12 protein-coding genes are annotated in these 12,646 nt (G+C 63.2%); 6 read left to right on the plus strand and 6 right to left on the minus strand.

Going from position 1 to position 12,646, the window contains the following annotated elements:
* Positions 1–57: 57 nt before the first annotated feature.
* Entirely contained in the window at positions 58–1,275 is a 1,218-nt protein-coding gene (gene trpB, locus D8767_RS00405; protein WP_016712809.1) for a tryptophan synthase subunit beta, read from the plus strand.
* Positions 1,272–2,081: a tryptophan synthase subunit alpha gene (gene trpA / locus D8767_RS00410; RefSeq protein WP_016712808.1), complete on the plus strand. Its 810-nt coding sequence runs from the start codon at positions 1,272–1,274 to the stop codon at positions 2,079–2,081. Before trpB ends, trpA begins: the two co-directional genes overlap by 4 nt.
* Positions 2,082–2,124: 43 nt before the next feature.
* Here trpA and D8767_RS00415 read toward each other — a convergent pair whose 3' ends face one another.
* Together D8767_RS00415 and D8767_RS00420 are read right to left on the minus strand one after the other, a co-directional pair.
* A complete protein-coding gene (locus D8767_RS00415; protein WP_016712807.1) occupies positions 2,125–2,457 on the minus strand; it encodes a DOPA 4,5-dioxygenase family protein in 333 nt (110 codons plus the stop codon).
* Between the two features lie 23 nt (positions 2,458–2,480).
* Complete coding sequence (locus tag D8767_RS00420) at positions 2,481–3,380, minus strand: LysR family transcriptional regulator (protein WP_016712806.1); 900 nt, start codon at positions 3,378–3,380, stop codon at positions 2,481–2,483.
* A gap of 108 nt (positions 3,381–3,488) precedes the next feature.
* Here D8767_RS00420 and betC point away from each other — a divergent pair, with 108 nt between their 5' ends.
* The 3 genes from betC (at position 3,489) to D8767_RS00435 (ending at position 7,668) form a co-directional block, all read left to right on the plus strand.
* Positions 3,489–5,006, plus strand: coding sequence for a choline-sulfatase (gene betC, locus D8767_RS00425; RefSeq protein ID WP_016712805.1), 1,518 nt, complete (start codon positions 3,489–3,491; stop codon positions 5,004–5,006).
* Between the two features lie 14 nt (positions 5,007–5,020).
* Positions 5,021–5,944: a choline ABC transporter substrate-binding protein gene (choX, locus tag D8767_RS00430; RefSeq protein WP_016712804.1), complete on the plus strand. Its 924-nt coding sequence runs from the start codon at positions 5,021–5,023 to the stop codon at positions 5,942–5,944.
* Between the two features lie 158 nt (positions 5,945–6,102).
* Positions 6,103–7,668 carry a SulP family inorganic anion transporter gene (locus D8767_RS00435; RefSeq protein WP_016712803.1) on the plus strand — a complete coding sequence of 522 codons (1,566 nt, stop codon included), beginning with the start codon at positions 6,103–6,105 and terminating at the stop codon, positions 7,666–7,668.
* Positions 7,669–7,972: 304 nt separating this feature from the next.
* Here D8767_RS00435 and aroE read toward each other — a convergent pair whose 3' ends face one another.
* Together aroE and hemF are read right to left on the minus strand one after the other, a co-directional pair.
* The gene (gene aroE, locus D8767_RS00440; protein WP_016712802.1) at positions 7,973–8,797 is read right to left on the minus strand and encodes a shikimate dehydrogenase; all 825 of its coding nucleotides are present in this window, start codon (positions 8,795–8,797) and stop codon (positions 7,973–7,975) included.
* A 25-nt stretch (positions 8,798–8,822) separates the two neighbouring features.
* Positions 8,823–9,734: an oxygen-dependent coproporphyrinogen oxidase gene (gene hemF / locus D8767_RS00445; protein WP_016712801.1), complete on the minus strand. Its 912-nt coding sequence runs from the start codon at positions 9,732–9,734 to the stop codon at positions 8,823–8,825.
* Between the two features lie 135 nt (positions 9,735–9,869).
* Here hemF and D8767_RS00450 point away from each other — a divergent pair, with 135 nt between their 5' ends.
* Positions 9,870–10,847 carry an NADPH:quinone reductase gene (locus D8767_RS00450; RefSeq protein ID WP_028699541.1) on the plus strand — a complete coding sequence of 326 codons (978 nt, stop codon included), beginning with the start codon at positions 9,870–9,872 and terminating at the stop codon, positions 10,845–10,847.
* Positions 10,848–10,926: 79 nt separating this feature from the next.
* On the opposite strand, the gene D8767_RS00455 is transcribed toward D8767_RS00450, so the two are convergent.
* Entirely contained in the window at positions 10,927–11,484 is a 558-nt protein-coding gene (locus D8767_RS00455) for an L-threonylcarbamoyladenylate synthase (RefSeq protein WP_016712799.1), read from the minus strand.
* A gap of 42 nt (positions 11,485–11,526) precedes the next feature.
* The gene (gene dprA, locus D8767_RS00460) at positions 11,527–12,624 is read right to left on the minus strand and encodes a DNA-processing protein DprA (RefSeq protein WP_016712798.1); all 1,098 of its coding nucleotides are present in this window, start codon (positions 12,622–12,624) and stop codon (positions 11,527–11,529) included.
* Positions 12,625–12,646: the final 22 nt, after the last annotated feature.

The following is a 12,646-nucleotide window of genomic DNA, read 5'->3' on the forward strand; positions in this document are numbered from 1 at the left end:
GGCTTGCCGTGGTTAGAGTAAAGCCCATCACTCATTCATTACGCCCTGGAGCGCCCCATGACCCAGTCCCAATACCGCCCCGGCCCCGACGCCAACGGCCTGTTCGGCTCGTTCGGCGGCCGCTACGTGGCCGAAACCCTGATGCCACTGGTGCTGGACCTGGCCCGCGAATACGAAGCGGCTAAGGCAGACCCCAAGTTCCTCGAAGAACTGGCCTACTTCCAGCGCGACTACATCGGCCGCCCGAACCCGCTGTATTTCGCCGAGCGCCTGACCGAACACTGTGGCGGCGCCAAGATCTTCTTCAAACGTGAAGAGCTCAACCACACCGGCGCGCACAAGGTGAACAACTGCATCGGCCAAGTGCTGCTGGCCAAGCGCATGGGCAAGAAGCGCCTGATCGCCGAAACCGGCGCCGGCATGCACGGCGTGGCCACCGCCACCGTCGCCGCCCGCTTCGGCCTGCCTTGCGTGATCTACATGGGCGCCACCGACATCGAGCGCCAGCAGGCCAACGTGTTCCGCATGAAGCTGCTGGGCGCCGAGATCGTCCCGGTCACTGCCGGCACCGGCACCCTGAAAGACGCCATGAACGAAGCCCTGCGCGACTGGGTGACCAACGTCGAAGATACCTTCTACCTGATCGGTACCGTGGCCGGCCCACACCCGTACCCGGCCATGGTCCGTGACTTCCAGTCGATCATCGGCAAGGAAACCCGCGCCCAGCTGCAAGAAAAGGAAGGCCGCCTGCCAGACAGCCTGGTTGCCTGCGTGGGGGGTGGCTCCAACGCCATGGGCCTGTTCCATGAGTTCCTCGAAGAACCAAGCGTGCAGATCATCGGCGTCGAAGCCGGTGGCCACGGCGTACACACCGACAAGCACGCCGCCAGCCTGAACGGCGGTGTACCGGGCGTGCTCCACGGCAACCGCACCTACCTGCTGCAGGATGGAGACGGCCAGATCACCGACGCCCACTCGATTTCCGCAGGCCTGGACTACCCCGGCATCGGCCCTGAGCACGCCTACCTGCACGAAGTGAAGCGCGTCGAGTACGTCAGCATCACCGACGACGAAGCGCTGGATGCGTTCCACGCCACCTGCCGCCTGGAAGGCATCATTCCGGCCCTGGAAAGCTCCCACGCCCTGGCCGAAGCGATCAAGCGCGCACCGAAGCTGCCCAAGGACCACCTGATGGTCGTGTGCCTGTCGGGCCGCGGCGACAAAGACATGCAAACCGTCATGAACCACATGGCCGCCCAGGAGAAACAGGCATGAGCCGTCTTGAACAACGCTTCGCCGAACTGAAGGCCGAAGGCCGTTCGGCACTGGTCACCTTCGTCACCGCAGGCGACCCGGGCTACGACGCTTCGCTGCAGATCCTCAAGGGCCTGCCGGCCGCTGGCGCCGACGTGATCGAACTGGGCATGCCGTTCACCGACCCGATGGCCGACGGCGTGGCCATCCAGCTGGCCACCCTGCGCGCCCTGGAGGCTGGCCAGACGCTGGCCAAGACCCTGCAGATGGTTCGCGAATTCCGTGTGGATAACCACAATACGCCAATCGTGCTGATGGGCTACTACAACCCGATCCACCGCTTTGGCGTGGAAAAGTTCGTGGCTGAAGCCAAGCAAGCCGGGGTCGATGGCCTGATCATCGTCGACCTGCCGCCCGAGCACGACGCCGAACTGGCGACCCCGGCCCAGGCTGCGGGTATCGACTTCATCCGCCTGACCACCCCGACCACCGACGATGCGCGGCTGCCGCGCGTTCTGGAGCGCAGCTCCGGGTTCGTCTACTACGTGTCGGTGGCCGGTGTGACCGGTGCCGGCTCGGCGACCACCGAGCACGTGACCGAGGCCATTGCCCGCCTGCGTCGGCATACCGATCTGCCGATCAGCGTTGGTTTCGGCATTCGCACCCCGGAGCAGGCCGCGAACATCGCCCGCTTGGCGGATGGTGTGGTGGTGGGGTCGGCGCTGGTCGACAAGATTGCCCAGGCCACTAGTGCGGACCAGGCAGTGAATGATGTGTTGAGCTTGTGCTCGGCACTGGCTGAAGGGGTACGCTCGGCTCGCCATTGATTGCGAGGGCTCAGCCCTCGATCGCGGCACAGGCAATACAAATCTACCCACCAAAAATCGACAGTTTCAAAGGCCGCACAGCACCCATCCAGATCGCATGGTCCCGGTGGTCCGCCAGCTCATCCCCGGTCAGCGGGTGCATGAACACCACCAACCCCTTGCGGTACAGCGCCAACCAAGGCAACACCACCCCGACAAATTCCGGCTCGAACGCCAGCTGGCAACTCCAGTCCGGGTGCGGCCCCACCGGCTTCTGGTGCATACGCCCCATGGTCACAGGGAACAGCCGCGCCGCCTCCTCACACAGCTCACGTGCCTGTTCCATCGTTGCCGCGTCGTAATAAACGTGTGCGTGGTAACCCTTGATTCTTTGCACGATAACTCCCGATTACACCGCCATCAGCCACTGCGCTCCTGCTCCAGCCAGCTGACGAACCGCTCGATCAACGCCCCGCGCCGCTTGCGCGGCGGCAAAACCAGATAATAGCCCCGACTCGACGTCAGGCTCCCCTCTAATGGCCGACATAGCAAGCCTTGATCCACCAGGCCATCCACCAGGTGCCGCCAACCAATCGCCACACCCTGACCAGCAATCGCCGCTTGGATCAGCAGGGTGTAGTTGTCAAAGCGCAACTGCCCCGCAGGTGGCGGGCTGGCCACGCCAAATCCGCGAAACACCCCCGCCCAATCAAACCAGCGGCTGGCCTGCTCGCCCTTCAAATGCAACAGGGGTAACTGTTGCAAAGCCACGGCTGACAAGGGTTTGCCATGAGTCAGCCGGGGGCTGCACACCGGGAACACTTCCTCATCGAACAGCCAGCGGCTTTCGCCCTGGTGAAAGCGCCCATCGCCAAACAGGACCGCCACATCGATGTCCGGCCGCAACATGCCCTGACTGCGCTCACCGGTCACCAGGCTCACATCCACCTGTGGATAAGCATCGTGAAAGCGCTGCAACCGGGGCATCAGCCAGAACGCGGCAAAGGCAAAGTCAGTGGCCACCTGCAGCACCTCGCGCTGGCCACGCCCGCTGGCTTGGGCAATGCCGTCATCCATCGCCTGCAATCCCTGATGCACCTGCTCGAACAGTACCTGTCCGGCTTCGGTCAGCTCGATGCCCCGGTAAATACGGTCGAACAGGCGCGTGCCCAGCTGGGCTTCCAGGCGTTTCACCTGCTGGCTCACGGCCGGTTGTGTGGTACCCAGCTCCAGCGCCGCGGCAGTAAAGCTGCGCAGACGCGCTGCCGCCTCGAACACGCGCAAGGTATCCAGTGACAGCTCGGCGAGGTGATCAAACATAAGCGCAGCTAATCCCAGTCATTGCCCGCCATGGGCTTTACCCATGTTAGCCACAGTCGCATCTTGGTAGGCAAGCGGTTCGCATAACCCTCAACGATGGAAGCCACCATGACGCGCCCGAATATCCTGTTCATCATGGCCGACCAGATGGCCGCACCTTTGCTGCCGATCTACGCCCCCTCGCCGATCCAGATGCCGCACCTGGGCCGCTTGGCCGAGCAGGCGGTGGTGTTCGACTCGGCTTACTGCAACAGCCCACTGTGCGCGCCGTCGCGCTTTACCCTGGTCAGCGGCCAGCTGCCCAGCCGCATAGGCGCCTACGACAACGCCGCCGATTTCCCCGCTGACGTGCCAACCTATGCCCACTACCTGCGCCGGCTGGGCTACCGCACAGCACTGTCGGGCAAGATGCACTTCTGCGGCCCGGACCAGCTGCACGGCTACGAAGAACGCCTGACCAGCGATATCTACCCCGCCGACTACGGCTGGGCGGTGAACTGGGACGAACCGGATGTGCGCCCCAGCTGGTACCACAACATGTCCTCGGTGCTGCAGGCCGGCCCATGCGTACGCACCAACCAGCTGGATTTCGACGAAGAAGTGGTGTTCAAGGCGCGCCAGTACCTGTACGACCATGTGCGCGGGAACGATGGCCGGCCGTTCTGCCTGACCGTGTCCATGACCCACCCGCACGACCCGTACACCATCCCCAAGCGCTACTGGGATCGCTACGAGGGTGTGGATATCCCCATGCCTCGCGCCGAGTTCAGCCAGTCGGAACTCGACCCACACTCTCAGCGCCTGCTCAAGGTCTACGACCTGTGGAACAAGCCGCTACCTGTGGAAAAGATCCGCGATGCCCGCCGCGCCTACTTCGGCGCCTGCAGCTATATCGACGACAACATCGGCCAGCTGCTGCAAACCCTGGAGGAATGCAACCTGGCACACGATACCGTGATCGTGTTCTCCGGCGATCACGGCGACATGCTCGGCGAGCGTGGCCTCTGGTACAAAATGCACTGGTTCGAGATGTCGGCACGGGTGCCGTTGCTGGTTCATGCACCGAAGCGCTTCGCTGCAAGCCGGGTCAGCGCCTCGGTCTCCACCTGCGACCTGTTGCCAACCCTGGTCGAACTCGCTGGCGGCGCTGTGGATAACCACCTGCACCTGGACGGCCGCTCACTGGTAAGTCACCTGCAAGGGCAGGGCGGCCACGACGAAGTGATCGGCGAATACATGGCCGAAGGCACCGTCGGCCCGTTGATGATGATCCGCCGTGGGCCGTACAAGTTCGTGTACAGCGAAGACGACCCATGCCTACTCTATGACCTGAGCCGCGACCCGCACGAGCGGGAGAACCTCACCGGCAGCCCGGACCATCAGGCGCTGCTGCAGGCATTGGTCGATGAAGCACAGCAGCGTTGGGACATCCCCAGCCTGCGCCAGCAGGTGCTGGCCAGCCAGCGCCGCCGCCGCCTGGTGGCCGAAGCGCTGGCCATCGGCAAGCTGAAAAGCTGGGACCACCAACCGCTGGTGGACGCCAGTCAACAGTACATGCGCAACCACATCGATCTCGACGACCTCGAGCGCAAGGCACGTTATCCACAGCCCGCACCCATGGATTGAGAAGAGAGGCCGCCATGCACAAGTTCTCCGCCGCCGTGTTCGCCCTGGCCATGGGCACCGCCACGGCCCACGCCGCCGACAGCGACGCGCAATGCAGCACCGTGAAAATGGCCGACCCCGGCTGGAGCGATATCGCTTCGACCAACGCCGTGGCCCGCCTGCTACTGGAAAGCCTGGGCTACCAGGTGAAAATCGACAGCCTGGCCGTACCGATCATCTACGGTGGCCTGAAGGACGGCCGTGTCGATGCCTTCCTCGGCAACTGGATGCCGGCGCAGCAAGGCTTCCATGACAAGTTCATCGCCAACGGCGATGTGCAGCAACTGTCGCGCAACCTGGAAGGCACCGAGTTCACCCTGGCCGTGCCCGACTATGTGTGGAATGCCGGGGTGAAGGACTTTGCCGACCTGCAAAAGCATGCCGACCAGTTCGACAAGAAGCTATACGGCATCGGCTCCGGCGCACCGGCCAATCTGTCGCTGAAGGAAATCATCGACAAGAATGATTTCAACCTCGGCCAGTGGAAGCTGGTGGAATCCAGCGAACAGGCCATGCTGGCGCAGGTCGACCGGGCAGTGAAGAAGCAGCAGTTCATCACCTTCCTTGGCTGGACACCGCACCCGATGAACGTGAAGCTGAAGATGCATTACCTGACCGGCGGGGAGAAGTGGTTCGGCAGCAAAGGCGAGGTGTATACGCTGACCCGCAAGGGTTATCCACAGGCCTGCCCGAATGCGGCGAAGCTGCTGGGTAACCTTAGGTTCACGCTGGACATGGAAAACAGCATCATGGCCGAGGTTGTGGACAAGAAGATCAGCTTTGATGAAGCAGCCAAGGGCTGGGTGAAGGCGCATCCCAAGTTGCTGGATGAGTGGTTGGCTGGGGTGACCACCAAATCTGACGGCAATGCCCTGGAGGCCGTCAAAGCCAAACTGTAATCTCGCAAGCAACACACCTCCCCTGTGGGAGCGGGCAAGCCCGCGAAGAGGCCACCGCGGTGGATGGCACCGGCTTTGCCGGTGTTCGCGGCGGTTCGACGCCTCGACATGCCCGCTCCCGCAGGGTTTGGCGAAACCTTAAGGATTGTGGATAAACCATGCATCGCCTTACTCACCTGCTGCCCTTCCTCACCTGGCTCCCCCGCCAATCGGGCCGCAGCCTGCGCCAGGACCTGCTGGTGGGCCTGAGCGGTGCCATCCTTGCCCTGCCGCAATCCATCGCCTACGCCCTGATCGCCGGCCTGCCCGCCGAATATGGCCTGTACGCCGCCATCGTGCCGGTGCTGATCGCTTGCCTATGGGGTTCATCCTGGCACCTGATCTGCGGCCCGACCGCTGCCATTTCCATCGTCCTCTACGCCAGCATCAGCCCGCTGGCCATGGCGGGCAGCGCCGATTACATCACCCTGGTGCTGCTATTGACGTTCCTCGGCGGCATCTTCCAGCTACTGCTGGGGCTTTTGCGGTTTGGCGCGCTGGTCAATTTCGTCTCCCATTCCGTGGTGCTCGGTTTCACCCTGGGCGCCGCCATCGTCATCGCCTTGGGCCAACTGCCCAACCTGCTGGGCATGGACCTGCCCAGCCAGGCTACTGCGCTGAAGACCGTGCAGGATCTGGCCAGCCATGCCGGAGAAGTCGACCTGCCTTCACTGATGCTTGGCCTGGCCACCGTGCTGATCGGCGTGACCTTGAAACTCTGGCGCCCACGCTGGCCGAGCCTGTTGATAAGCCTGATCCTGGTCAGCCTGCTGGCGTGGCTGTTGCCAGGCTTCTTTGATCATGTACCACGAGTAGCAGCCTTCACCGGGCAACTTCCCCCTTTTAGCCCGCTGCCCCTGCTAGACGTGGAACTGATGCTGCGCCTGCTGCCCAGCGCCGTGGCAGTAGGCATGCTGGGGCTGGTAACCAGCCTGTCGATTGCCCGCTCTCTCTCGGCACGCTCAGAACAACTGATCGACCCGGATCAGGAAATACGTGCCCAGGGCCTGTCGAACATCGCGGGGGCGTTTTTCTCTGGTTACCTGTCTGCCGGCTCCTTCACCCGCTCGGGCCTGAGCTATGAAGCGGGTGCCCGTTCGCCCATGGCCGGGGTGTTCTCGGCGCTGTGGGTAGCGTTGTTCGCCGTTACCGGCGCCAGGTTGATCGCACACCTGCCGATACCCGCCATGGCCGGCAGCATTTTGCTGATCTGTTGGGGGTTGGTGGACCATCGGGGGATTCGCGCGCTGTTCCGGGTCAGCCGCTCGGAGTTTCTGGTAATGGCACTGACGGCAGCGGCGACCTTGTTGCTGGAATTGCAGACGGCGATCTATGCCGGGGTGCTAGCGTCGCTGTTCTTCTATTTGAAGCGCACGTCACGGCCACGGGTACAGCAGACCCGTGAAGGTGATGCGGATGTATTGCGGGTGGGCGGGTCGATCTTCTTTGGTGCGGCGCATTACCTGCAGGTGCGCTTGCAGCGTTGCCAGGGGCCACATGTGGTGATCGATGCGCGGCAGGTGAATTTTATCGATTACTCGGGTGTGGATATGTTGCACCGCGAGGCCCGGCGCTTGATGCGAATGGGGGGGAGTTTGACTTTGCACCGGGCCAGGCCGCAGGTGGTCGAGGAGTTGCAAAAGCTGGAGGGTGTTGAATTGTGCCCGATCCGGTTTGAGGAATGACCTGACAATTTTGCCAGTTGTGCCAAAAACAAGGCTGCGGAAAATCAGAGGTATCAACAGCGCAAGGACTGCCTCATGGCGTCTTACACAGGGTTCATGGCCTTGATCCTTTTGTCATCCACTGCCTTCGGCGCAACCAGTGACGAATGCATCACCCAGGCGGAGCAGCGAATTTCCCGGCTCGAGTTGCTGATGAACGAACGGGAGGCCTACACGGGCAAGAAGCAATCGGCCGAGAAAATTGCTCACTATGACGAGCAGATCCGCCTGGAGAAATCTCGCCTCCAGGCGAATGGAGGTCGAGTCAGTTGCGCATCAGTTGACGCCGCAGCTCAGCCAGCACCGGCGCCGTGTCCGGACGCACTCCCCGCCAGATGAAGAAGGCTTCAGCCGCCTGCTCAGCCAGCATCCCCAGCCCATCCAGCACCTTGGCCGCCCCCAGCTTGGTAGCCCACTGGCAAAACGGCGTCGGCTCCTTGCCATACATCATGTCGTAGCAAACCGTGCGCCCGGCCTCGACCAGACTGTCGGCAATCGGCGGCAATTCCCCGGCCAGGCTCGCCGAGGTGGCGTTGATGATCACATCCACCGGCTCCTGCAACCAGGCAAACCCGCTGGCCACCACCGGCCCCAATTCATCGAACTCACGCGCCAGCTGCTCGGCCTTTTCCACTGTGCGGTTGGCGATTACCAGCGACTGCGGCTTGTGCGCCAGAATCGGCTCCAGCACGCCGCGCACGGCGCCGCCGGCACCGAGGATGAGAATGCGTTTACCAGCCAGTTCGACGCCGGCATTCACCGTCAGGTCGCGCACCAGGCCAGCGCCATCGGTGTTGTCGCCCTGCAAGGTACCGTCGGCCAGCTTGCTCAGCGTGTTCACTGCCCCAGCGCGCTGTGCACGAGGGGTCAGGCTGTCGCACAGGCGATAGGCCTCTTCCTTGAACGGCACCGTGACGTTGCCGCCACTGCCTTGCTTGAAGAAGCCGCGCGCGCAATCGCTGAACTCGTCCAGCGGCGCCAGCAGGGTGGTGTATTCCAGGTCCTGGCCGGTCTGCTCGGCGAACAGGCGGTGGATCAGCGGCGACTTGCTGTGGCCGATGGGGTTACCGAAAACGACGTACTGGTCCATGGCGGTTCCTTGGTTGTCCACAGGCTTACTGGCCAAGCCAGTCGCGGTCTTGCAAGAAGTACTCGGTCAGGCGCGCTTCTTCGCTGCCGGGCGCAGCCTTCCAGTCGTAGCCCCAACGTACCTGCGGCGGCAGCGACATGAGGATGGACTCGGTACGGCCACCAGACTGCAGGCCGAACAGGGTGCCACGGTCGTAGACCAGGTTGAACTCCACGTAACGGCCGCGCCGGTATTCCTGGAACTCGCGCTGCTGCGGGGTGTAGGGCGTGTCCTTACGACGCTGGATGATCGGCAGGTAGGCGTTGACGTAGGCATCGCCGATGGCGCGGATGAAGGCAAAGCAGGTGTCGAAATCCCACTCGTTCAAGTCATCGAAGAACAGCCCGCCAATGCCACGTGGCTCACCCCGGTGCTTGAGGTGGAAGTAGCGGTCGCACCAGGCCTTGTAGCGCGGGTACACGTCGGCGCCGAACGGAGCGCAGGCCTGCTCGGCCACGCGGTGCCAGTGGATGCAGTCGTCTTCATTGCCGTAGTACGGGGTCAGGTCGAAGCCACCACCGAACCACCACACAGCTTCTTCACCTTCCTTTTCGGCGATAAAGAAGCGCACGTTGGCGTGGGAGGTAGGCACATGCGGGTTGTGCGGGTGAATCACCAGCGACACGCCCAAGGCCTCGAAACCACGGCCCGCCAGCTCAGGGCGGTGGGCACTGGCCGAGGGCGGCAGACCCGCACCGAACACATGGGAAAAGTTGACCCCGCCTTTCTCGATCACCTTGCCGTCGCCGATCACCCGCGTGCGGCCCCCGCCACCGGCTTCGCGCACCCAGGCGTCCTCGACGAAGCGGGCGCCGCCGTCTTCTGTTTCGAGGGCAGAGCAGATGCGGTCTTGCAGGTCGAGCAGGTAGGCTTTCACGGCCTCGGTGCGGCTAGTCATCGGGTCACCAGGAACGGGCAGGGAAGAATTCGCCGCGTAGCATACCACCGCCAGCGCGCGCGCCGCAGTTGACGGCGATCAAGCAAAGGCGTCCGATAGAAGGCCTTTACCCGATCCCGACGACAGGAGTGCGAGATGGCCAAGCGTATCCAGTTCAGCCAGCATGGCGGCCCGGAAGTGCTGCAGTTTGTGGAGTTCGAACCCGCCCCACCGGGGCCGCAGCAGGTGCGCGTGCGTAACCATGCCATCGGCCTGAACTTCATCGATACCTACTTCCGCAGTGGGTTGTATGCGCCGCCGTCCCTGCCTTCAGGCCTGGGCACCGAGGCTGCCGGTGTCGTCGAGGCCGTGGGCGAAGGCGTCACGCGGCTGAAGGTAGGTGACCGTGTGGCCCATGCCGGTGGCCCCCTGGGGGCGTACAGCGAGGTGCATACGTTGCCGGAGGCCAACCTGGTCAAGCTGCCCGACAGCATCAGCTTCGAGCAGGCAGCGGCGGTGATGCTCAAGGGTTTGACCGTGCAGTACCTGCTGAAACAGACCTATGAGGTGAAGGCGGGTGACGTGATTCTGTTCCACGCGGCGGCTGGCGGTGTGGGTTCGCTGGCGTGCCAGTGGGCCAAGGCCTTGGGCGCCAAACTGATCGGTACCGTGAGTTCTGCCGAAAAGGCCGAGCGGGCCAAGGCGCTGGGGGCGTGGGAAACCATCGACTACAGCCGTGAAGATGTCGCCAAGCGCGTGCTGGAGCTGACCGATGGCAAGAAATGCCCGGTGGTGTACGACGGCGTGGGCGCCGATACCTGGCTGACTTCGCTGGACTGCCTGCAACCGCGTGGATTGATGGTGAGCTTCGGCAATGCCTCGGGCGCGGTGAGCGGGGTGAACCTGGGTATTCTGGCGCAGAAGGGCTCGCTGTATGTCACACGCCCAACGTTGGCGAGCTATGCCAACAATGCCGAGAACACTCAGGCCATGGCCGATGACCTGTTTGCGATGATTGCGAGTGGCAAGCTGGTTGTGGATATCCAGCAGCGGTATCCATTAAGTGAGGCGGCCAAGGCGCAGGCGGAGCTGTCGGCGCGCAGGACCGTGGGGTCGACTGTACTGATCCCCTGAGCCGGGCACTTCACCTGTGGGAGCGGGCATGCCCGCTCCCACAGGGGCCCGAGCCCACCCGCAAGCGCTGTGGATAGATTCAGCCTGGTCGCACCACTTCGCCAGTAGCCAGATTACGAATCACACTCGGATTCTTCCGCCCGCCCAGCGCCCCGCCGAGCACCAGGTCCAACTGGCCATGGAAGTACTGCTCCACCCGCAACCGGGTCTTCGCCGCCGGGCGCCCGCCGGGGTTGCACGAGGTGGAAATCAGCGGCCCCACCAACGCACACAACTCACGCACCACCGGGTGGTCGCTGACCCGCAGCGCCACGGTGTCATGCTGCCCGGTCACCCATTCAGGCAACAGGTCCTGATGCGGCACCAACCAGGTGTTCGGCCCCGGCCAGGTGCTGCCCATGCGGTCGATCCAGTCTTCTGGGAAGTCCTCGAACAGAAAATCGAACTGGCGGATGTTGTCGGCGATCAGGATCAGCCCTTTATCCACAGGCCGCGATTTCAGCGCCAGCAGGCGATACACCGCGTCCTCGTTCCACGGGTCGCAGCCCAGGCCCCAGACCGCTTCCGTCGGGTAGGCGATCACCGCGCCCGCCCGTACCTCACGTGCGGCTTGTTGCACACGAAAACTGCTCACCATTGCTGTCTCTCCGCCTATATACCTTGCTTGTGTGCAGTGTACTTAGCCCGCACGGGCAAACCAACGCCCGGCTTCATTGCTGACCCGGCCTTCCAGCTCCAGCTCGGTCAGTTGCGCCAGCACTTCGGCGAGCGGCAGCTCGCTGCAATGCGCCAGGCTTTCGCTGGTTTGCGGCGCGGCATGCAGCAGGGCAAGCAGGGGATGGTCGAATTTGTCCACAACGGCGGGCGGCAGGTTTTGCCAGCCCTGCAAGCTTTCGAGGATCTGATCCACGCTTTCCACCAGCAGCGCGCCATCGCGGATCAACTGGTGGCAGCCCTTCGAACCCGGGTGGTGAATGGAGCCCGGAATCGCATACACCTCGCGGCCTTGCTCAGCCGCCAGGCGGGCGGTGATCAGCGAACCACTGGCCAGGCTGGCTTCGACCACCAGTACGCCCAGCGACAGCCCACTGATGATGCGATTGCGCCGTGGGAAGTTGCCGGGCAATGGCCCGGCATTCAGCGGGTACTCGGAAACCAGTGCGCCGCCATGGTCGATCATCGCCTGTGCAAGCTCCAGGTGCCGCTGTGGATAAAGTTTTTGCAACCCCGTGCCAAGCACGCCAATCGTACCCCCACCAGCCTGCAACGCAGCCCGATGAGCGGCACCATCGATACCCACAGCCAAGCCGCTGGTGATAATAAAACCGGCCTGCACCAGGTAGCGGGAAAATGCCGCAGCGGTGTCGAGCGCCGGTGGTGTGGCACGCCTGCTGCCCACAATAGCCAACTGTGGACGTTCGAGCAACGCAGGTTCGCCAGCCACGAAAAGCAGCGGTGGCGCATCGTCGATTTCCGCCAGCAATGCAGGGTAATCGGGGCCGTCCCACATCAGTAAATGCTGGCCAGGTCGCTCTAGCCAGGCCATTGCGGCCAGTGCGCCATCGCGCACTTCGGCACTGCGTCGCGCGTCAATGGTGATCTGTGGGATGCCCAGTGCACGCCAGGCCGAACCCGGTGCACTGAGTGCAGAGGAGGCACTGCCAAAGGCATCGAACAACGTGCGAAAACGTCGCAGTCCCATCCCGGTCAGGCAGTGCAGGCGTAATCGTGCATCCAGTTCGGCAGGCGAACAGAGCGACGAATGGTGAATTGGCATAGGGATCATCCTTGATCGAAAT

This window comes from Pseudomonas sp. LTGT-11-2Z, from assembly GCF_003691445.1.
GTDB lineage: Bacteria > Pseudomonadota > Gammaproteobacteria > Pseudomonadales > Pseudomonadaceae > Aquipseudomonas > Aquipseudomonas monteilii.

Coding starts and splice junctions, on each gene's coding strand:
- trpB (WP_016712809.1), top strand. CDS start 58: ATGACCCAGTCCCAATACCGCCCCGGCCCCGACGCCAACGGCCTGTTC.
- trpA (WP_016712808.1), top strand. CDS start 1,272: ATGAGCCGTCTTGAACAACGCTTCGCCGAACTGAAGGCCGAAGGCCGT.
- D8767_RS00420 (WP_016712806.1), bottom strand. CDS start 3,380: ATGTTTGATCACCTCGCCGAGCTGTCACTGGATACCTTGCGCGTGTTC.
- betC (WP_016712805.1), top strand. CDS start 3,489: ATGACGCGCCCGAATATCCTGTTCATCATGGCCGACCAGATGGCCGCA.
- choX (WP_016712804.1), top strand. CDS start 5,021: ATGCACAAGTTCTCCGCCGCCGTGTTCGCCCTGGCCATGGGCACCGCC.
- D8767_RS00435 (WP_016712803.1), top strand. CDS start 6,103: ATGCATCGCCTTACTCACCTGCTGCCCTTCCTCACCTGGCTCCCCCGC.
- aroE (WP_016712802.1), bottom strand. CDS start 8,797: ATGGACCAGTACGTCGTTTTCGGTAACCCCATCGGCCACAGCAAGTCG.
- hemF (WP_016712801.1), bottom strand. CDS start 9,734: ATGACTAGCCGCACCGAGGCCGTGAAAGCCTACCTGCTCGACCTGCAA.
- D8767_RS00450 (WP_028699541.1), top strand. CDS start 9,870: ATGGCCAAGCGTATCCAGTTCAGCCAGCATGGCGGCCCGGAAGTGCTG.
- D8767_RS00455 (WP_016712799.1), bottom strand. CDS start 11,484: ATGGTGAGCAGTTTTCGTGTGCAACAAGCCGCACGTGAGGTACGGGCG.
- dprA (WP_016712798.1), bottom strand. CDS start 12,624: ATGCCAATTCACCATTCGTCGCTCTGTTCGCCTGCCGAACTGGATGCA.